Here is a 20930-nt window from a genome sequence, read left to right as displayed (position 1 = left end):
ATTTAAACCTTTCATTATTCAGATCCTAAAGCGGGTTTAGGATAACAGTTACTAGCTCTTTTTATCAGTTGCTGGAAAAATATTAAGTTCATCCCAAATATTATCAACATCTGCTTTAATTTCTTCGGTCATTACAATGGGCTCACCCCATTCGCGATTTGTTTCACCTGGCCATTTGTTTGTTGCATCCATGCCCATTTTTGAACCTAAACCAGAAACCGGTGAGGCAAAATCTAAATAATCTATGGGTGTATTTTCAATTAATACCGTATCACGACTTGGATCCATCCGTGTAGTCATTGCCCAAATTACGTCTTTCCAATCACGGGCATTAATATCATCATCACAAACAATTACGAACTTAGTATACATAAATTGCCGTAAAAAAGACCAAACCCCCATCATTACGCGTTTTGCATGTCCTGCATATTGCTTTTTAATGGTAACAATCGCCAAGCGATATGAGCAACCTTCTGGTGGTAAATAGAAATCCTGAATTTCAGGAAATTGTTTCTGTAAAATAGGCACAAACACTTCATTTAATGCCACACCTAAAATAGCTGGCTCATCGGGTGGACGTCCGGTATAAGTACTGTGATAAATAGGGTCTTTACGATGGGTGATATGGGTAACTGTCATCACAGGGAAGTTATCAACTTCATTATAATAACCGGTATGATCGCCATATGGCCCCTCTGGAGCAACCTCAGCAGGGTCTAAGTACCCCTCTAAAATAATCTCAGCGGTCGCAGGTACTTCTAAATCGTTACTAATACATTTTGCCACTTCTGTTTTAGCGCCACGGAGTAAACCGGCAAAAGCATACTCTGACAAGGTATCAGGAACGGGCGTTACCGCACCTAAAATAGTGGCAGGGTCTGCCCCTAAAGCGACAGAAATAGGGTATTTCTCACCGGGATTAGTTTGCTTAAATTCTTGAAAATCTAATGCGCCACCACGATGTGATAGCCAACGCATAATAATTTTATTTTTACTGATTAATTGCTGGCGATAAATACCTAAATTTTGACGTTCTTTATGAGGGCCGCGTGTCACGGTTAATCCCCAAGTAATTAAAGGAGCAACATCACCTGGCCAACACTTTTGAATAGGTAGCTTAGTTAAATCTACATCAGCACCCTCAATAATAACTTGCTGGCATAATGGCTTTTTAATGACCTTTACCGGCATATTTAAGACTTGCTTATAGACCGGAATTTTACTTATCGCGTCACGAAATCCTTTCGGAGGCTCTGGCTCTTTTAACATAGCCAGTAATTTGCCAACATCACGCAAGGCTCGTACATCGGGTTGCCCCATAGCCAAGGCAACCCGATCAGGGGTACCAAACAAGTTGGTTAGTACTGGCATGCCGTGTGGAACACCATTTTTATCAACGGGGTTTTCAAACAGTAACGCTGGCCCCTCTGCGCGCAAGGTACGGTCACTGATTTCGGTCATCGTTAAGTCTGTAGAAATAGGCTGAGAAATACGCTTGAGCTGGCCTATTTTTTCTAACTGCTTAATAAAGTCTCTTAAGTCACTATATTTCATAAATTTAAATCACTTACCCACTTAATAATTTGACAGTGTTTTAAGCAAAAACGCCAGTCGTTATTGCTAACGCTGGCGTTTATGTACAGGATGTACGGTTTGTCGCAATCTCACGAATGTGAATGAGCGACCAATAAACTATTTACGTTTCATAGAGTCAAAAAATTCGTTATTCGTTTTAGTCATCGCTAGTTTATCGATAAGAAACTCAATCGCGCCAACTTCATCCATTTCATGAACGATTTTACGTAAAATCCACATTTTCTGTAATTCAGCAGGTTTAGTGATGAGTTCTTCACGGCGAGTACCACTGCGATTAATATTAATCGCTGGGAAAACACGTTTTTCAGACACTTTACGAGAAAGGTGTAGTTCCATGTTACCGGTACCTTTAAACTCTTCGTAAATAACTTCATCCATCTTAGAGCCAGTTTCTACTAGCGCTGTGGCGATAATCGTTAAACTACCACCGTGTTCAATGTTACGTGCTGCACCAAAAAAGCGTTTTGGACGATGTAAAGCATTAGCATCAACACCACCAGTAAGAATTTTACCTGATGATGGAATAACCGTATTATAAGCTCGAGCTAATCGCGTGATTGAGTCGAGTAAAATAACAACATCTTTTTTATGTTCAACTAAACGCTTCGCTTTTTCAATAACCATTTCAGCTACTTGTACATGACGGTTTGCTGGTTCATCAAACGTTGATGCAATGACTTCGCCTTTTACCAAGCGCTGCATTTCTGTCACTTCTTCCGGACGCTCATCAATAAGCAAGACCATTAACTCGGCATCAGGATGGTTATGAGCAATACTTTGCGCAATGTTTTGAAGTAATAAGGTTTTACCGGCTTTTGGTGGGGCAACAATTAAACCACGTTGTCCTTTACCAATTGGAGAAGCTAAATCTAAAACACGTGCGGTAATATCTTCGGTTGAGCCGTTACCACGTTCCATGATTAAACGCTGATCAGGATGAATAGGCGTTAAATTTTCAAAGAGTATTTTGTTGCGAACATTTTCTGGCTTGTCAAAATTGACTTCTGCGACTTTTAATAGCGCAAAATAACGTTCACCTTTTTTAGGTGGACGAATTTTTCCGTGAATAGTATCACCAGTACGCATACTAAAACGGCGAATTTGACTCGGTGAAACATAAATATCATCAGGTCCCGCTAAGTATGAGGAATCTGAAGAACGCAAAAAACCAAAGCCGTCTTGTAAAATTTCTAAAACACCGCCACCAAAAATATCATTATCGTTTTCGGCATGGGCATTTAATATAGCAAAAATTATGTCTTGTTTACGATTGCGGCCTAAATTATCAAGCTTCATAGATGCGGCAAGCTCGACAAGTTCGCTTATTGGTTTTTCTTTAAGTTCGATCAGGTTCATAGTGGGGTTCTTTAACTATTTATATTGAAGTGAGTTTGCCTGTTGGCATCATTGAAATTGGAGTTTGGTTTGAAATGTGGTTCATTAGAAAGCTAAATTTAGCACTAAAATTTAATCAGGTAAAGGATCAAAATTTGATCTATGGCTTTCTTCTTTAATTATTAAGCTAATATATACAAAAAAGGCTCGTAAATACGAACCTTTTTATGAAAACTTATAAATTATTATCAATAAACTCTTTTAATTGAGTTTTAGATAATGCGCCGACCTTAGTATCAGCGACTGCGCCATCTTTAAATAGCAATAACGTAGGAATACCACGAATACCATATTTAGGTGGAGTAATTGAATTTTGATCGATATTTAATTTACCAACAGTTACTTGACCTGCATATTCTTCTGCAATGTCATTTAATAAAGGTGCAATCATTTTACAAGGACCACACCATTCAGCCCAAAAATCGACTAATATAAGGCCTGAGGCGGTAATTACGTCAGTATCAAAACTGTCATCTGTTAACTGAACAATTCTATCGCTCATTTGTATCTCCGTTAAATGGTGGCATTTTGCCAATTGCTGGGGATTATAACGCCATCATAATGAATTACCAACTTTGATCTTATAACTGTTGGCTATTTCTAACATTAATTAAGTATTTATGAATACATTTGCTCGATACCGTTTTTTATTAACAATATAACCTGTTAAGCTGTGCGCATGAATAAAACACACTTAACTGAAACTAAGTTCTCAGAACTTAACCTCGACGCAAAAGTTGTCGCAGGTCTTGACGCTATGGGCTTTGAGTATTGCACTTCAATTCAAGAGCAATCTTTGCCCATTTTATTGAAAGGTACTGATATTGCAGGCCAAGCACAAACTGGCGAAGGTAAAACAATCGCCTTTTTAGCTGCAACCTTTCATCACTTATTACAAAAACCAGATCCTAAGCATAATCAACCACGTGCGCTGATTATGGCACCAACACGTGAATTAGCGGTTCAAATTCACCGCGATGCTAAAGAAATGGCAAAAAGCACCGGCTTACGTTTAGGCGTAGTTTATGGTGGTGAAGGCTATGAAAGCCAACGTTTAGAGCTTGAAGCTGGCGTTGACATTCTTATTGGTACTTGTGGTCGTTTACTCGATTACATGAAACAAGGCATCTATAACCTTAATAACATTGAAGTTGTTGTACTTGATGAAGCCGATCGTATGTTCGACTTGGGTTTTATTAAAGACATTCGATACATGTTTAATCGCATGCCTGCTGCAACAGCACGTTTAAGTATGTTGTTTTCAGCGACCTTGTCTTTTCGTGTAAAAGAACTTGCATTTGAACACATGAATGAGCCTGAAAGTGTTGAAATCGCGCCAGAACAAAAAACAAACACTCGAATTTCTGAAGAATTATTTTATCCTTCAAACGAAGATAAAATGGCTTTATTACAAACATTAATTGAAGAAGAGTGGCCTGAAAAAGCGATCATTTTTGCCAATACTAAACATGTTTGTGAAAAGGTATATTCACATTTAGAAATAGATAACATTCGCGTTGGTTTATTAACTGGCGATGTACCACAAAAGAAACGTTTAAAAATTCTTGAGCAATTCAGTGCCGGAGAATTAGATATTCTTGTTGCAACCGATGTTGCTGCACGTGGTTTACATATTCCTAGCGTTAGTCATGTATTTAATTATGATTTACCCGATGATTGTGAAGATTATGTTCATCGCATAGGCCGTACTGGTCGTGCTGGTGCAACCGGTCATGCCATTAGTTTTGCCTGTGAAGGTTACGTTTTTAACTTACCTCCTATCGAAACTTATATTGAACATGCCTTACCAGTAAGTAAATATAATCAAGATGCGTTATTAACAGACTTCCCTACCCCTAAACCTCGTCCTCGTCGCCATAAGCCTCAAAATGGTGGACAAAATCGTGGTAGAACGGGTGGTAACAACCAGCGTCGCTACTAGGCAGCTATGACGATCACCCATACTGAGATTTCAACACCTCTTTATGCGGTGATCGATTTAGGTTCAAACAGCTTTCATATGTTGATCACCCGACAGCTAGCAAATAGTGTTCAGGTGGTTGATAAAGTTAAACGTAAAGTGCGTTTAGCCTCCGGTTTAAATTCAGACAACCAACTTAGCCAAGCCGCTATTGCCCGAGGGCTTGAATGTTTAAGCTTCTTCGCTGAACGGCTGCAAGATATTCCTCAAAAAAATGTCCGTATTGTTGCGACAGCAACCCTACGTCTTGCTAAAAATCGTGAAGAGTTTTTAACGCAAGCCAATAAGATTTTAGGACAACCAATAAAGCTACTCAGTGGCAAACAAGAAGCTAAAAATATTTATTTAGGAGTAGCACATACCAGTTGTGGTGCTAAACAACGCTTTGTTATTGATATTGGCGGCGCAAGTACTGAGCTTATTTTAGGTGATGGCTTTGTCACTAAACAAGTTGAAAGCTTAAATATTGGCTGTGTCACTTTTAATAGCCGTTATTTCTCTGATAATAAATTAACGGCTGAAAATTTTGCTCTTGCTACAGCTGCAGCAAAAAAAGTAATCCTTCCTTTAGTTGAGCGTTTTAAAGAGACAGGTTGGAAGTTAGTATTAAGTGGCTCTGGCACTATGCAAGCCCTCACCGAAATGCAACAATTTACCCATAAAAGTACTGGCGTTAATCTGCTTTTCTTACAGACCATTCAACAACAGTTAATGCAATGTAAAACAATAAGTGAAATTAAGATTGCTGGGCTTAGCCAGGAAAGATCGCCGGTTATAGCCAGTGGCGTCGCTATTTTAATTGCCGTCATTGAATGTTTCACCATTGAGAATATTCAGTTATCAAGCGGTGCTTTACGTGAAGGTTTACTTTACAGCATGCTACCTGAAAATATAGATATGAGTATTCGACAGGGTACGATTAATTCTCTCACTGAAAAATTTCATATTGATAACCAACATGCTAAGCGGATACAAAAGCAAGCGACGAGCTTATTTCATACCTACAAAAAGTCTTGGTCATTAGATGAAGAAAACAGCTTGGCATTATTAAATGCTGCCTGTGATTTACATGAAATTGGTTTGTTATTAGAGTTTAAGCAGCATCAACGCCATGGTGCTTACATATTACAACACGCAGATTTACCTGGCTTTAACCAAATAGAACGACAATTGCTAGTCAGCTTAGTTTTATTACACAAAGGTGACATTGATGTCGATTTGCTACGAAATCAAACGGCAGTAAATTTTCAGCAAGCAAGCTACCTGTTAGTTATTTTACGTTTAGCCATCATTTTATGTCGACGCCGCAAAGATGATGCTTTACCCGATTATCAAACCGCTATTATTAAAAGTAAGTCTGATGACATTATCAATTTATGTTTACCAACGACTTGGCTTGCTACACACCCCCTTATCGCTGACGAACTGCTCCAAGAAAGTGCCCATTTAACACAGCTTCATTTATCACTTAACATCTTTTGTGAGACTCAATAAGCCCCTAAATAACAATTTATTTATCGTTTGGTATCTGCTCTGCAAAGGTCAATAACACACTTAAATATCGATCTTTAGTGACCATTAGCTATTGGTTTTAGATGCCCAAAGATTGGTAAAAATAACAATACTACCACCTATTACCATCATTACAGTTATTTGTTCGCCTAAAAGAAAATATGCCGCTATAGAACCGTAGATAGGCTCTAAACTTACCGCGATACTTGCTGTTTGCGCTTTAACAACTTTTAGAGAATGATTAAATAATGTATGAGCAACAGCCGTAAAAAGAACACCTAAAATAATTAATACCGACAACTGTTGGTAAGATATGGTGATCGGATATAAAAACATCAGGGGTAATAAGCATACCGTAGCACACGCATTTTGATAAAATGCCACTTTTTTAGCCGAGGTTTTAGCAACAAATTTTCGATTTAACAGTGTTAACAAAGCAAAACTCATTGCCGATGTCATTCCCCATATCACCCCTTCGATATCACCGGCACTTAAATGGTTAAGTGGTAAAATAAATAGGATACCAACAACAGTGAGTAAGGCCTGTAATAATGCCTGATAATGAAATTTTTCTTTGAAAAACATCGGCTCTAAAAAGCTAACAAAAACAGGAAAAGTTGCAAAAGTGATCAAGCCAATTGCGACACTTGATACCTGAATAGCATAAAAGAAGCTGCCCCAATGAAAAGCTAAAACTAAACCGGTAAAAGCAAGCGGCAGTAGCAGTGACTTTTCAACCCTTAGTGATTGTTTTCTTATCAGCAAAACAAAGAGTGCGATAGTCGCCGCGGCAAAAGCAGCACGGCCAAAAACAATATGGCTGGCTGGCATATTTAGCCACTTAGCAAAAAGACCCGATATAGCGAAAAGTAACACCGCACTATGCAGTGAAAATAATGACTGTTTGTGACTGGGCATTAATGCTCGATTTAGTAAAATTAAACAAGTCATTCTATCAGCTAAAACACATCAGCTAATAGAATAAGTCGTTTGCCTATATATTTTTACTATCTACTTATGCCATTGCAAAGTACGATTTTTACGCTTAGCACCTTTAAGGCTAAGTGATAAAGTTACTGCTCTTTTAACCAGCAAGCCACTTTTTTGGCAAAGTAAGTTAAAATACCATCAGCGCCTGCGCGTTTAAAAGCCAGTAAACCCTCCATTACACAAGGTTTTTCAGCTAACCAGCCATTTTGAATAGCTGCCATGTGCATTGCATATTCGCCACTCACTTGGTAAGCATATGTTGGCACTTGAAAGGTATCTTTTACCCGGCGTACAATATCTAAATAAGGCATACCCGGTTTTACCATCACCATATCTGCACCTTCAGCAATGTCTTGAGCAACTTCATGTAATGCTTCATCGCTGTTTGCTGGGTCCATTTGATATGAGAATTTATTACCGCCTTTGATATTACTCGCAGAGCCAACAGCATCACGGAAGGGGCCATAATAATTAGAGGCATATTTTGCTGAATAAGCTAAAATTCGTGTGTTTACAAAACCATGTTTTTCTAATTCTTGACGAATAGCGCCAACACGACCATCCATCATATCAGAAGGAGCAACGACATCCGCGCCAGCTTGGGCATGAGATAAGGCCTGCTTAACTAGAATTTCTTTGGTAATATCATTTAATACATAACCTTCATCTTTACCCTTAATGCCAAGAATGCCATCTTGTCCATGGGTCGTAAAAGGGTCGAGAGCAACATCGGTTATTACCCCTAATTCTGGGAACTTAGCTTTAAGTGCACGAACAGTGCGTTGTGCTAGTCCCTCAGGGTTATAAGCTTCTTCAGCCATTAATGACTTTTTATTTGCCGGGGTGACAGGAAATATAGCGATGGCAGGAATACCTAAATCAACCAGTTCTTGCGCTTCTTCTAATAATAAATCAATACTTTTACGTTCCACGCCAGGCATAGAGGCAATAGCTTCGCGCTGATTTTCGCCATCGAGGACAAAAACGGGATAAATTAAATCATTAACGGTTAATTGATTTTCTGACATTAGGCGACGCGAAAAATTATCACGGCGCATGCGGCGCATTCTGCGGGCAGGAAATTGCCCAAAAGCGTTACTCATAAAAATATTCCTATATAAATAAAGTTGATAGATTAGTGGTTAAATATCACTAACTTTTACAAAATCTTGTTGAATCACTTGATTGCGGCCATTATGTTTTGCTTGATATAAGGCTTGATCTGCTACGACAAAGAGATGCTCAGCTTGAACATCTTTTTGTTGTAAATAAGTGCTAATGCCACAGCTAATGGTTAAATTTATGATGATGTCGTTATAGCTAACTTGGCAGCTGGCAATACTTTCCCTTAATTCCTCAGCAAGCGCCATTGCGCCCTTGCTGTCGGTTTCGGGTAATATTAAACAAAACTCTTCACCACCATAACGACAACTAATATCAGCACTGCGCCGCAAGCAACTTTTAATGCAAGCAGCAACCGCGACTAAACATTCGTCACCAGCTAAATGACCATAATTATCATTCACTGTTTTGAAATGATCGATATCAATAACCAATAAGCTCAAGGGCGTTAAATTACGGCGACTACGTCGATATTCAGCCAGTATTTTTTGATCATAGAATCTGCGGTTATATAAACCGGTCAGCTCGTCTAACGTATTCTTTTCTTCCAACTCTTTATTAACTTCTTCGAGTTCTTGCAAGGCAATGTTGAGTTCTAAAGTACGCTCTTGCACTTTACTTTCGAGCTCATCGTTATCTTGAACTTCATTTTCAACATGCTGATTTTCAGTAACATTATCATGAAATTTAGTAGTGTTTTTTTCTTGTAGACAGACTAATAGTGTCATTAACAGAGCCGTTAATAATATTAATAAGGTTAGCGATGAAAATTGCAAAACCAACTGAATTGTCGTGAACATCAACACTAATATTGTGACGATAAAAAGGTAGGAAATCGAACGATTAAATAGTGAAATCATTGAAACTCACCTAAATTAAAAACTTTTCGTGCATTTTCACTGGTAGCATTAATAATATCGTTATTATTGCACTGGTATAATTCAGCAAGTTTTTCTATAACGTATGGCAAATAGGCCGGTTCGTTTCGGCTGCTTTTAGGTTTAGGCTTAATGCTTCTTGGCGTTAAGTATGGCGCATCGGTTTCAATCATCAACTTATCTAATGGAATTGATGGTATAAGCGCTTGTAATGGTTTTCCGCGACGCTCGTCGCAAACCCAGCCAGTAATACCAATATACATTCCTGCTGATAAGCATTGGTCTAACTCATCAGCATTACCAGTAAAACAATGAGAAACCATAGCGGGCACAGCGGTTAAGTAAGGAGAAAGTAATTGAAACCAAGCAGGAAAAGCATCTCGCTGGTGAAGAAAAAGTGGCAACTGGAGTTCTGCCGCTAACGAGATTTGTTCGGCAAATACTTTTTCTTGTTGCTTTGGCGTTGAAAAATTACGGTTGAAATCTAAACCACATTCGCCAATCGCTTTTACCGCTTTATGTTTGGCTAACCTTCTAATATCGTGTAAATAATCATCACTGACATTATCGGCATCATGAGGATGCACACCTGCTGTGCTATAAAGATAATCAGGATATTGTGCAGACAATTGTAAAGCTTTATGGCTTTCAGCTATATTGGTACCCGTGACCAACATAGCAGTAATTCCAACAGATTTAGCCCGCGCGATTAATTCATCACGGTCTTTATCAAAACGCGTATTTGTTAAATTAACGCCAACATCTATCATTAGCTATCCAATTTCATCAAACTAAGCTTCTTCAGATTCGTTTTTTTTCTGGTATATAGACGCTATAAAAACGCCTAATTCAAATAATAACAGCATAGGTACTGCCAGTAATGTTTGTGAAATAATATCAGGCGGTGTTAATAACATGCCAACCACAAAGGCACCAACGACAACATAGGGCCTTTTTGCACGTAAACTGGCGGGATCGGTAAAACCGGTCCAACACAGTAAAATAATGACAATGGGTATTTCAAAAACAACTCCAAAGGCAAAGAATAATTTTAGAACAAAATCTAAATAACTGGTAATGTCCGTTGCAATATTTACCCCTTCAGGCGCGACAGAAGTAAAAAAAGCAAAAATTATTGGAAAGACCACATAATAAACAAAAGCAATACCACTATAAAATAACAAGGTACTGCCAAACATCAACGGAATAACTAAGCGTTTTTCATTTTTATATAGACCAGGCGCGACAAAAGCCCAAATTTGATAAAGAATAAATGGCATGGCGATAAATATAGAAAGCACCATGGTTAATTTAAACGGAGCAAAGAATGACGAGGCAACATCTGTTGCGATCATTTGCCCCCCTTCAGGTAAGGTTTCCATTAAGGGTTTGGAAACATATTCATAAATCTCATTAGCGAAATAAAACAAACCTAAAAAGACAATCAATACTCCCACTACAACGTTCAATAATCGGCTGCGTAATTCGAGTAAATGATCAAATAAAGTATAGCTACTGGCTGAAGATGAATTCATGGTGTTACTTTTTATTTTCTTGTGAAGATGAAAGGTTCGCAGTGACCGTTGTTTCTTCAGTCACCTTATCACTCTTTTCAATATTTTCTGAGACAATGCTTGGTGAGTCAACTTTTTCAGGCCCTTTATCTAGTTGATAAGGACGATTGACCATCTCAGCAGCTTCTTGTAAGGTTTTTAATGATTCTGCAATCTCAGGTGAGAGATTTTTCATATCCGCTTGTTCTGCTTTTTTCAAATTAGCATGTAATTCTTGAATACGTAATTCTTCAGTAAGCTCAGTTTTCACACTGTCACTAAACTTACGAACACCACTTATCCAGCTGCGAACCGTACGAATAGCAACAGGTAAACGCTCTGGACCTAAAACGATCATACCTATTATCGCAATCAGCGACAGCTCCCAAAAGCCAATATCAAACATCGCTTATGCCTGATCTTTTTCTTTTGTTTTTACTTTCTCTTCGGCATCGACAGCAGTAGACTTATCAGCAATATTTTCTGCACTTTCTTCTTCCTTTTTGGCGCTGCTATCAGTCATAGCATTTTTAAACCCTTTTACGGCAGAACCTAAATCCCCACCTAGATTACGTAATTTTTTTGTGCCAAATAACAACACTATAATAACCGCAACAATTAATAATTGCCAAATTCCCATATTTCCCATGATAAACCCCTATTATTTAGAATGGATTCATTATAAAGTTTTAAAATGAAAAATCATCCTTTGATAGACAAAATAATGCGATAGGACAAACTTTGCAGAAAAAGCACCTTATTTATCTGAGTTGCTTGTTGATGATCAGCATTACCTTCACTACTTTTCAAAGTAATGCTAGACAAGATCAAAACATGGACAGTGACACTGAGAAGCAAATAGTAAAACCAATCAAACAGCCAGAAAGGCATGTCGTGCCTACGCTTGTGCCCGATCACTGGGGTCAAGAAGTACACGACACCATCGCTAACTCTGTTTATCAATCAGCGACTTGGTTTGATAGTTTTTTTACCGATATTGATAGTCAACAAATTGAACCTAAAGCAACAGCAAAAATACGTTTTGGCTGGATCCCAAAAGCCCGTCATTTGGCAGAGCTTGATTCTCGTTTTCGATTAAAAGTAAAGTTACCCCACTTTAAAGACAAAATGAGCTTGATCCTTTCTGATGAAGATGATGTTGAAGATGGCCAGTTGCCGCTCGATGGCATTGGTACTCGCCCAGAAATAAATGAAGAGAGCTTCGCTGCAGCATTGCGTTATGTAGTCAAAAAGAAGAGCGATAGCTTAGTTGATACTCGATTAGGAATTTCAGGCGGTGATATCTTTATAAAGGTACGCCAGCGCCAGTTGTATACTTACAATGAAAAGCACGGTTTTAAAGTTGAACCTTCAACCTATTACTTTTTAGGTGATGGTCTTGGTGCAAAATTATTTCTTGAATATAATTATCAATATAATGAAAAATCACAATATAGAATCAACTATACTATTCGTGGCTCTGAATCATTTAGTGGTATTCGATGGAAACACGGCTTTTATCAATTAAACCAATTAAATTCAACAACGGCATCAGTTGTTGGTTTGCAAGTTGAAGGTGAGCGTAATGGTCAATATGGTTTTTTTACCGACAAGTATACGCTAAGTTATCGTTACCGATTCAATGCGTTAGAAAAATGGTTATTTTTTGAAGTTGAACCTTTTTTAGAATGGTCCCAAGAGGATAACTATACCACTACACCCGGAATTGCTTTACGCATAGAAGGTTTTTTCAGTAAAATATAACTGATAGTTAGCCGTTCACTTCAAGTATGGCTTCATTTTCAGCCATGATTCGCGGCATTTTTACTGGTCGACTAATATGAAAACCCTGACCAAACTCACAACCAGCGTTCTGCAGCTTTTTCAACATTTCTTCTGACTCTATCCCTTCAGCGACTAAATGATAACCAAAATTACTGCCGAGATCATGCAAAGCCTTTACTAACGATAAATTTTTATTATTAGTATTCAGTGTACGGACAAAGCTTCTGTCGAGTTTGATAAATTCAAAAGGGTAGTTGTGCAAGAAATTTAATGACGATGAACCAGCACCGTAGTCATCAAGGGCAAGTTTAACGCCAAAATCTTTTAATCGACGTAAATTTTTCAGGGCTAACTCACTTTGTTGCGCAAATGCGGACTCGTTAAATTCGAGAATTAAGCGATGTGGCTCTATGCCAGCGTCTTTAATTTGCTTGATCAATTTATTGAGCTGATTGGCCTGAACTAAGTGACGTCCCGATAAGTTAATACCGATAAAAGCATTAAAATACTCGCTACTTTGTCGCCAGCTTTTTAATTGTTCACTCACTTCTTTAATAACCCAAGCTTCAATGTCTAATATCATGCCCGTTTCTTCAGCCATGTATAAAAATTCGCTTGGTGTTAATAGGCCTTTAGTTGGGTGCTGCCAACGTAATAAGGCTTCAAAACCAATAGTATTAGTTAGCGTTAAGTTTGATATTTGCTGATAATGCAGTTCAAACTGGCTCTCAATAATCGCAACACGCAACTCTTGCTCTAAAGTCATACTTGCCATAAGTTGTTCTCGCATACTTTCATCGAAAAAAACATAACGACCGCGACCCAAGTTTTTTGCTTGATACATGGCAGCATCAGCATCACGTAAAATCTCATGAGAATCTTTATAATGATCACTGCATTGTGCAATACCTATACTGGCATTAGAGTAAAGTGTATGGCCACCTAAACTAAAGGGTTTGGCAATAGCGGTAATAATGCGTGAGGCGACTTCTTCAATGTCACCTTGGCATTGCAGTGAATCGAGCAAAATAACAAATTCATCTCCACCTAAACGCGCCAAAATATCGTTATCTCTGACACAGTCTTGCAACCTTAACGCAATCTCAATAAGAAATTCGTCTCCAGCATGGTGTCCCAGTGTATCGTTGATCATTTTGAAGCGATCTAAGTCGATAAATAACACCGCAAACCCTTGTTCTGGATGGCGCTTTAAATGTCGCAGTGCGTAGCTCAATCGGTCTGAAAACATCGCTCTATTGGGCAATTTCGTCAGCCCATCGTGGTGTGCTTGATAGTAAAGTTGCGCTTCAGCTTTACGTCTTTCATCAATTTGCATACGCAAATTTAAATTACTTGCTTGTAGTTCTTGAGTGCGTTGATTAACCGTTTTCTCTAATTTTTCGTGATGCTTTTTAATTTCAGCTTGTGAGCGTTTGCGCAAAATAGCGGTATCAACATGCTGGCTAATAAAACGAATAAGTTTTAAATCACTCTGTTGATAGGCTTGCGAATCTTGGTAATGCTGAATAGCTAAAATGCCAAATATTTTTCCATCTTCCATTAATGGCGCAGCAAGCCATGCTTGTGGCATTTTATGTTCAGGATAATCTAAGGTCAGTGGTTCACTTGTTATCTTACCTTGTTCGGATAAATAAAATACTTCACCTTCCGCAATTAAAGTCGGCGCGGCAGCTTTAATTGCCAATTCGGTTAAACCGTAACCTAGCATTCTTGGTAGAGGAGAATGTACTTTTTCATCGTCATAATAGGGAAAGGTCACTATAGAGTGATCTTTGCTATCACTATTATCTAACAGGGCAATATATAAGTTTTTTGCCGGTAATAGGGTGTTTATTTCTTGATGAATAGCTCGATAGAAGCAGTCAATATCTTGTGAATTAGCGGTAATTTCTGAAATTGATAATAAGGCTTTATGCATTTTTACCGCTTTTTTTCGCTCGGCAATTTCAATTTGTAACTGCTTATTCGTTTCGGTCAGCTTTTCTGTACGCTGTAAAATACTTTGCTCTAATAACTCACGACTACGAACACGATCGATCGCTGTCACTAAGTGTAGGCCAATAAACTCAAGCAACTGACAGTCAGATTCATCAAAATAAAGTTTATCATCGTAACTTTGTAAGGCTAAAACACCAATAACTTGACTGCCACGCCTAAGAGGTACACCAAGCCAATCAATACACGATGAACCATAGAGAAAAATATTACCTGATTTTGCTAATGCCATACGTTCTTTGGCAGAACAGTGCATAGGTTTTTCATTTTCAAAAACCATACCTGTTAGGCATTTTCGCCAATCAGCAACTTTTAAATGATCATGTAAACGAATTTCTTCAGGGTTGTGGCAATGGGCAAGTTCGAGATTATGCTTTGAGTTGATCAAGGTGATATGAAAACTATCGGTAATTAATAAGGTTTTAATCACCGATTTAAGCTCAGCATAAAACGCTGCCATATCGGTAACTGTGCTTGCCAATTCAGACAACTGCAACAACCCCGATTGCATGGTTTTAACTTGCCGATACTTTTTAAGTAGAGACTTTAATTTTGGAAGCTGACGTAATGCCAGAATATCTTCCTTTGCCTTTGATTCCATCAAGGCGATTCCATATTTAGTTATTAGTATTATTTTTAAGCGTTTAGTCTACCAAATTAATATCACTTGGCTAGTACCTTATTTGAATTGTTAAGATCAATACAGTATATGTATGCTTTTTATACACCACAGTTGAGGAATTACGCTAATTTGATCGAAAATAGAGGCAATAACGGTTCAATTAACTAAAACAAACTAATACCAATAATCAAAAGGTCAAATCGACAAAAACAGCCATAAAAAAACCGACTGTCGTCGGTTTTTTTATTATGACAGACGATATTTAATAACTAAGCAGCCATTGAGCCTTTAAGTTTATTAAGGGCATTTTTTTCTAGCTGTCTGACACGTTCTGCCGAAATATGATATTTATTGGCTAAATCTTGTAGTGTCGTTTTATCTTCAGTTAACCAACGAGTTCTTATAATATCTTGACTGCGCTCATCAAGAATCACTAAGGCATTAGATAAACGTTTATTAGCATGAGCAGAGTGATCTTCGTCTTCAACCTGAACAGCGAGATCTGACTGATGATCTTCAAGATACAATGCAGGCGAGTAACCTCCACCGGCAGAGTTATCAACATCATCAGATGACAGCTCAAAAGCCTGATCTTGATTACTCATTCTAGATTCCATCTCTAAAACGTCTTTAGGTGTAACACCCAGTGTCTCTGCAACATTATTAATTTCGTCGTTACTAAACCAACCTAAACGCTTTTTATTTTTACGTAGGTTAAAAAACAATTTGCGTTGTGCTTTGGTCGTTGCCACTTTAACAATACGCCAATTACGTAACACGAACTCATGAATTTCAGCTTTTATCCAATGAACAGCAAACGAAACCAAGCGAACACCCACTTCTGGATTAAAACGCTTAACAGCTTTCATTAAACCAACGTTACCTTCTTGAATTAAATCTGCTTGAGGTAAACCATAACCTGCATAACCTTTTGCTACATGAATAACAAAACGTAAATGCGACATAATAAGCTCTTGTGCCGCTTGTAAATCATTTTCTGAATATAAACGAGTGGCGAGTTCATTCTCACGCTGTGCAGTAAGCATTGGAATGCCGTAAGCAGACTGCATGTAAGATTCAATACTACCGCTACGTGGAACCGTTAGCGCCATTGATTGTATCGGTTTACTCATTTTAAAACCCCTCTTTATCGCTCTTTAATAACTCTTAAAAAATTCTTAACTTTCTAGCCCGCTATAATAGCATACATCAACCGTGTAGGCGAGCAACGCATCACACATTACCTTACAACACAAGACGAAACAACTCAGTCCTGTAAATTTATCTGCTTTTTTTGTGTATATTTGTTAACATAAAAGCAGAAATAAACACTTATAATATAAAAAACAATAACTTATTTTTTATCAACAAGTAGTTCAACAAGGATGTGGCTATGACTTTACCTATTTAATTAGCTTATAAATGAATTTTAGAGGGTTACAATTTGTACTCATATGTTGCTCGTCAGCCAATCTTAGATATTAAACAGAATGTTGTGGCCTATGAGTTGCTTTTTCGCGATGGAAAAAGTAACAGTTTTCCTGACATTGATCCCAATCAAGCAACATCTAACATACTGACTAACAACCATTTAACCTTAGGAATAGAGCAAATTACTGGTGATTTACCCGCTTATATTAACTTTCATGCCGATACCTTGATTTTTCACTTTCCCAGCTTCCTCGATCCCAAAAACGTGGTATTAGAAATTTTAGAAGACGTTCCAGTAACCCCTCAACTATTAGCCGCTTGCCAATCACTTTATGAGAAAGGTTATAAACTCGCCTTAGACGATTTTGATTTTGATGAAAAATGGGCTCCATTTTACCCAATCATTGATATTATCAAAATTGATGTCCTGCAGTTTTCTATTATAGAAATTAGCAAGCTGGTCAGAAAGCTTGCCGGACTAAATGTAACGCTATTAGCGGAAAAAGTAGAAACCTCACAACAATTTGAACGATTAAAAATGCTCGGTTTTACACTTTTTCAAGGTTATTTTTTTGCTAGGCCAGAAATGCTTAAACAGCGTAAAATTACTACCGCAAAACAAAATATCCTCGAACTGATCAGCCAAGCGAGTCAAATAGAGTTAAACATTGACAAAATCAGTGAAATTTTTGCCATTGACCCCGGCTTAACCTATAAATTACTGCGTTTTATCAATAGCCCTACCTATGGCAGTAGCCAAGAAATAACATCATTAAAACATGCTCTTGCATACATCGGACAAGTTGAACTGAAAAAATTCATTGCTTTGCTTGCGCTGTCAGATTTGAGCTCAGATAAAAACCCAGAGATTATGCGTCTTTCTTTAGTTAGAGCTAAGTTCTGTGAAAAAATAGCCCTTTCTCGCTTTGAAAATGAAAATCCCCCTAAAGCTTTTCTCACCGGAATATTATCGTTAATCGATGGTATTTTAGATCATGAATTAGAATATGTACTGGGGGTGTTACCTATTCATGAAGGTATAAAGTCAGCATTAAGAAGCGAGCAGTGCGACCTTGGCGATTATCTGTCGTTAGTGAGAAAGATAGAACAAGGCTTATGGGCAGAAGCTGAAAAAATTGCCAACACAATTACCTTAGATAGTGAGATTTGTTTTCAAGCTTATAAAGACTCACTGTCATGGGCAGACGAAATGCTTAGCAGTGGCACTTAAACCTATAGTAAGTAGACTTTATTAATCTGCAGTAGGCTCTATCGCACGAATATGTTTACGCACTGAAATATAACTTCCTGACAAGCCAAGTATAACGGCCAATAATATCAGTGTCATCGCTTCTACAAAGCTTAAGCCGCTAATGGTAAAATTGCTCTGGTATAAATTTGTTAATTCAGAGAGAGCTCCCGATAAGTATTTAGCGAGTATAGCCACACATATGCAGGAAACCACACCACCCAAGACACCATACCAGAGACCCGCATATAAAAAAGGCCGTTGAATGAAGCTATCAGTTGCACCAACAAGTTTCATCACCGCAATCGCGTCTTTTTGATTTAAAATAGCTAACCGTATGGTGTTGCCGATAATAAGCACTACAGACAAACATAGCAAGGCACCAATACCCACCACGATATCTTCAATGAGTTTAGCAATAGCCTCTAGTCGAGAAAGCCATTCAAGATCTAACTTTCCTTGCTGAACCTCTCGTTCTTTTTCTAATTTTAATAACAACTCACCGGCCGCTTGTGTTTGACTAGCACGTGTTGTTGGGGTCACTAACAGTGTTGCCGGTAGAGGATTTTTATCTAAATATTCTAGCGCCTGTCCAAAACCAGATAACGTTTTAAACTCTTCTAAAGCTTTGTCTGCCGAAATGTAAGTAACCTTGGCGACCTCAGGATAAAGTTCAATTCTATGGACTAAATTTTGTGCCGCTTTATCAGTAACAGACAACTTCAAAAACAAGCTAATTTCTGAGGCGGTATCCCACTGTTCACTGATCGCCTTAGCATTTTTGACAAATAAATGTAATGTGGCAGGTAAGGTCAAACTGATACCTAACACTAAAACTGTCATGATTGAGGTGAAAGGGGTGCGCCATAAATCACCTAAACTACCAACCGCTTGTTGGACATGTCGAATTAATCGTGCAGTTATTTTTGCTGCAAAACTTAATTTCTGTGCAGGTTGGCCAAAGCGGGAAGATTTATTCATTGTTTTCATGCCTAACTTGTAAACCTTCAACAATACCATCGGTGATCATAGAGCCTTGCTTTAGCGTCAACGTTCTGTATTTCATTCTAGCAATCAGACCCAGATCGTGTGTGGCAATGAGTACGGTAACGCCAAAATCATTAAACTCTTCAAACAAGCGAATAATATCTAAGGAGAGTTTAGGATCTAAGTTCCCCGTAGGCTCATCAGCAAGCAAGATTAATGGCTTATTTACCAATGCTCGGGCAATACCGACCCGTTGTTGCTCGCCACCTGACAACATATTAGGAAAACAGCGTAATTTATCACTTAAATGGACTTTATCTAGTGCCGCTTCAACACGTTTGCGGGTTTCTTTGTGGCTATACCCTTCAATAACTAAAGGTAGCGCAACATTGTCAAAAATAGTTCTGTCCATTAATAGGTTATGATTTTGAAAAATCATTCCTATTTTTCGACGAGCATAAGGAATATCTTTATATTTGATATTTGATATTTCACTACCATTAATTTGGATTTTACCACTGGTCGGTTTTTCCATTAAGCTCATCAGCTTTAAGAGTGTGCTTTTCCCCGCTCCTGAGTGTCCGGTTAAAAATGCCATTTCACCTGCAGCTAACTCAAAGCTGACATTCTTAAGTGCTAAAAAGCCACCAGGATAGGTTTTACTGACATTATTAAAATGGATCATAAAATGGCCATACTCTTATTTTTATTAGTTTTTACATAGTGCAGTCGGGCATCAAAACTATGCCGTAAGTATTAACTATCTTGAGTGAACAATGCATCAATAAAGTCATCACCATTAAATGGCCGCAAATCATCGATGCCTTCACCGACACCTAAATAGCGGATCGGAATCGCATTTTTATCGGCAATAGCAAAAACAACACCACCTTTAGCGGTACCATCAAGCTTGGTTAGTGTTAGTCCAGTCAAACCAACAGCCTCATCAAATAGCTTTGTTTGACTTAAAGCATTTTGTCCAGTGCCTGCATCTAGGGTTAACATTACTTCATGAGGTGCTTTATCATCAATTTTTTTCATAACACGAACGACTTTTTTCAATTCATCCATTAAGTGACTTTTGTTTTGCAGTCGCCCAGCCGTATCGGCAATGAGTACATCTACACCACGGGCTTTTGCCGCACTAATCGCGTCAAAAATAACTGAAGCACTGTCTGCGCCAGTATGCTGGGCAATGACAGGAATATCGTTGCGCTCGCCCCAAACTTGTAATTGCTCGACCGCCGCCGCTCTAAACGTGTCACCAGCTGCTAGCATGACCGATTTACCTTCCGCTTGAAATTTTTTCGCTAATTTACCAATAGTGGTAGTTTTCCCGACGCCATTTACGCCAACCATTAAAATGACAAAAGGACCTGAATCATTATTAATCTCTAGCGGTACACTTGCTGGCTCAATAATTTTCTTTAATTCTTCTTTGAGTAAATCATACAAAGCTTCAGCATTTTTAAGCTGTTTACGCGATGCACTTTCGGTAAGTGATTTAATAATTTTCGTGGTGGTTTCAATACCCACATCAGCTAACAGTAAATGTGTTTCGAGTTCTTCAAATAACTCATCATCAATTTTTTTACCGCTGAATAAGGTAAATATTCCACCACCAATATTTTCGCGTGTTTTAGTAAGTCCTTGCTTTAATCGAGCAAAAAAACCAGCCTTAGCTGTTGGCTCTGGCTCTGGCTCTGGCTCTGGCTCTGGCTCTGGCTCTGGCTCTGGCTCTGGCTCTGGCTCTGGCTCTGGCTCTGGCTCTGGCTCTGGCTCTGGCTCTGGCTCTGGCTCTGGCTCTGGCTCT

Annotated in this window: 19 protein-coding genes; 4 read left to right on the top strand and 15 right to left on the bottom strand. The window is 38.4% G+C overall.

Features of this window, described 5'->3' with window-relative positions; translation table 11 throughout:
• Window positions 1–51 precede the first annotated feature (51 nt).
• From ubiD to trxA, 3 genes are all read right to left on the bottom strand, one after another.
• Window positions 52–1554 (bottom strand): 4-hydroxy-3-polyprenylbenzoate decarboxylase, encoded by a 1503-nt coding sequence (ubiD, locus tag ESZ26_RS11105; protein ID WP_146796462.1) that lies wholly within the window; start codon window positions 1552–1554, stop codon window positions 52–54.
• Window positions 1555–1692: 138 nt separating this feature from the next.
• Window positions 1693–2952 (bottom strand): transcription termination factor Rho, encoded by a 1260-nt coding sequence (gene rho, locus ESZ26_RS11100; RefSeq protein WP_146796459.1) that lies wholly within the window; start codon window positions 2950–2952, stop codon window positions 1693–1695.
• Window positions 2953–3166: 214 nt separating this feature from the next.
• Complete coding sequence (trxA, locus tag ESZ26_RS11095) at window positions 3167–3493, bottom strand: thioredoxin TrxA (RefSeq protein WP_070375344.1); 327 nt, start codon at window positions 3491–3493, stop codon at window positions 3167–3169.
• Between the two features lie 177 nt (window positions 3494–3670).
• On the opposite strand from trxA, the gene rhlB reads away from it, so the two are divergent.
• Entirely contained in the window at window positions 3671–4933 is a 1263-nt protein-coding gene (rhlB, locus tag ESZ26_RS11090) for an ATP-dependent RNA helicase RhlB (RefSeq protein WP_146796456.1), read from the top strand.
• Between the two features lie 6 nt (window positions 4934–4939).
• Window positions 4940–6466 (top strand): Ppx/GppA phosphatase family protein, encoded by a 1527-nt coding sequence (locus ESZ26_RS11085; protein WP_146796453.1) that lies wholly within the window; start codon window positions 4940–4942, stop codon window positions 6464–6466.
• 84 nt (window positions 6467–6550) lie between these two features.
• Here the strand turns inward: ESZ26_RS11085 and ESZ26_RS11080 are convergent, their stop codons facing one another.
• The 7 genes from ESZ26_RS11080 to tatA form a co-directional block, all read right to left on the bottom strand.
• Window positions 6551–7402: a DMT family transporter gene (locus ESZ26_RS11080; RefSeq protein WP_170246365.1), complete on the bottom strand. Its 852-nt coding sequence runs from the start codon at window positions 7400–7402 to the stop codon at window positions 6551–6553.
• A gap of 155 nt (window positions 7403–7557) precedes the next feature.
• The gene (gene hemB / locus ESZ26_RS11075) at window positions 7558–8577 is read right to left on the bottom strand and encodes a porphobilinogen synthase (protein WP_146796447.1); all 1020 of its coding nucleotides are present in this window, start codon (window positions 8575–8577) and stop codon (window positions 7558–7560) included.
• 39 nt (window positions 8578–8616) lie between these two features.
• Window positions 8617–9324: a GGDEF domain-containing protein gene (locus ESZ26_RS11070; protein WP_223271713.1), complete on the bottom strand. Its 708-nt coding sequence runs from the start codon at window positions 9322–9324 to the stop codon at window positions 8617–8619.
• Window positions 9325–9452: 128 nt separating this feature from the next.
• On the bottom strand, window positions 9453–10244 hold the full coding sequence (locus tag ESZ26_RS11065; protein ID WP_146796444.1) for a TatD family hydrolase: 792 nt from the start codon (window positions 10242–10244) through the stop codon (window positions 9453–9455).
• Between the two features lie 21 nt (window positions 10245–10265).
• Complete coding sequence (tatC, locus tag ESZ26_RS11060) at window positions 10266–11009, bottom strand: twin-arginine translocase subunit TatC (RefSeq protein WP_146796442.1); 744 nt, start codon at window positions 11007–11009, stop codon at window positions 10266–10268.
• 4 nt (window positions 11010–11013) lie between these two features.
• Window positions 11014–11433 (bottom strand): Sec-independent protein translocase protein TatB, encoded by a 420-nt coding sequence (tatB, locus tag ESZ26_RS11055; RefSeq protein ID WP_146796439.1) that lies wholly within the window; start codon window positions 11431–11433, stop codon window positions 11014–11016.
• A gap of 3 nt (window positions 11434–11436) precedes the next feature.
• Window positions 11437–11676: a Sec-independent protein translocase subunit TatA gene (gene tatA / locus ESZ26_RS11050; RefSeq protein ID WP_146796436.1), complete on the bottom strand. Its 240-nt coding sequence runs from the start codon at window positions 11674–11676 to the stop codon at window positions 11437–11439.
• A gap of 92 nt (window positions 11677–11768) precedes the next feature.
• Between tatA and ESZ26_RS11045 the strand changes: the two genes are divergently transcribed.
• Window positions 11769–12791, top strand: coding sequence for a hypothetical protein (locus ESZ26_RS11045; RefSeq protein ID WP_146796431.1), 1023 nt, complete (start codon window positions 11769–11771; stop codon window positions 12789–12791).
• Window positions 12792–12798: 7 nt separating this feature from the next.
• Here ESZ26_RS11045 and ESZ26_RS11040 read toward each other — a convergent pair whose 3' ends face one another.
• Window positions 12799–15429, bottom strand: coding sequence for a bifunctional diguanylate cyclase/phosphodiesterase (locus ESZ26_RS11040; RefSeq protein ID WP_146796428.1), 2631 nt, complete (start codon window positions 15427–15429; stop codon window positions 12799–12801).
• A gap of 290 nt (window positions 15430–15719) precedes the next feature.
• The gene (gene rpoH / locus ESZ26_RS11035; RefSeq protein WP_146796426.1) at window positions 15720–16583 is read right to left on the bottom strand and encodes an RNA polymerase sigma factor RpoH; all 864 of its coding nucleotides are present in this window, start codon (window positions 16581–16583) and stop codon (window positions 15720–15722) included.
• A 311-nt stretch (window positions 16584–16894) separates the two neighbouring features.
• Here rpoH and ESZ26_RS11030 point away from each other — a divergent pair, with 311 nt between their 5' ends.
• Window positions 16895–18112, top strand: coding sequence for an EAL and HDOD domain-containing protein (locus tag ESZ26_RS11030; RefSeq protein WP_223271714.1), 1218 nt, complete (start codon window positions 16895–16897; stop codon window positions 18110–18112).
• Between the two features lie 21 nt (window positions 18113–18133).
• Here ESZ26_RS11030 and ftsX read toward each other — a convergent pair whose 3' ends face one another.
• From ftsX to ftsY, 3 genes are all read right to left on the bottom strand, one after another.
• Complete coding sequence (gene ftsX, locus ESZ26_RS11025) at window positions 18134–19120, bottom strand: permease-like cell division protein FtsX (RefSeq protein ID WP_395880379.1); 987 nt, start codon at window positions 19118–19120, stop codon at window positions 18134–18136.
• The gene (ftsE, locus tag ESZ26_RS11020; protein WP_070375328.1) at window positions 19104–19802 is read right to left on the bottom strand and encodes a cell division ATP-binding protein FtsE; all 699 of its coding nucleotides are present in this window, start codon (window positions 19800–19802) and stop codon (window positions 19104–19106) included. Before ftsE ends, ftsX begins: the two co-directional genes overlap by 17 nt.
• Window positions 19803–19873: 71 nt before the next feature.
• Window positions 19874–20930: signal recognition particle-docking protein FtsY (ftsY, locus tag ESZ26_RS11015; RefSeq protein ID WP_146829403.1), on the bottom strand; the 1057-nt coding region annotated here is incomplete at its 5' end.

Origin of the sequence: Colwellia hornerae, from assembly GCF_007954355.1 — a bacterium.
Lineage (GTDB): Bacteria > Pseudomonadota > Gammaproteobacteria > Enterobacterales > Alteromonadaceae > Colwellia_A > Colwellia_A hornerae.
The sequence above is the reverse complement of the archived record's forward strand: the minus strand, read 5'-3'. Positions and strand labels throughout refer to the sequence as shown.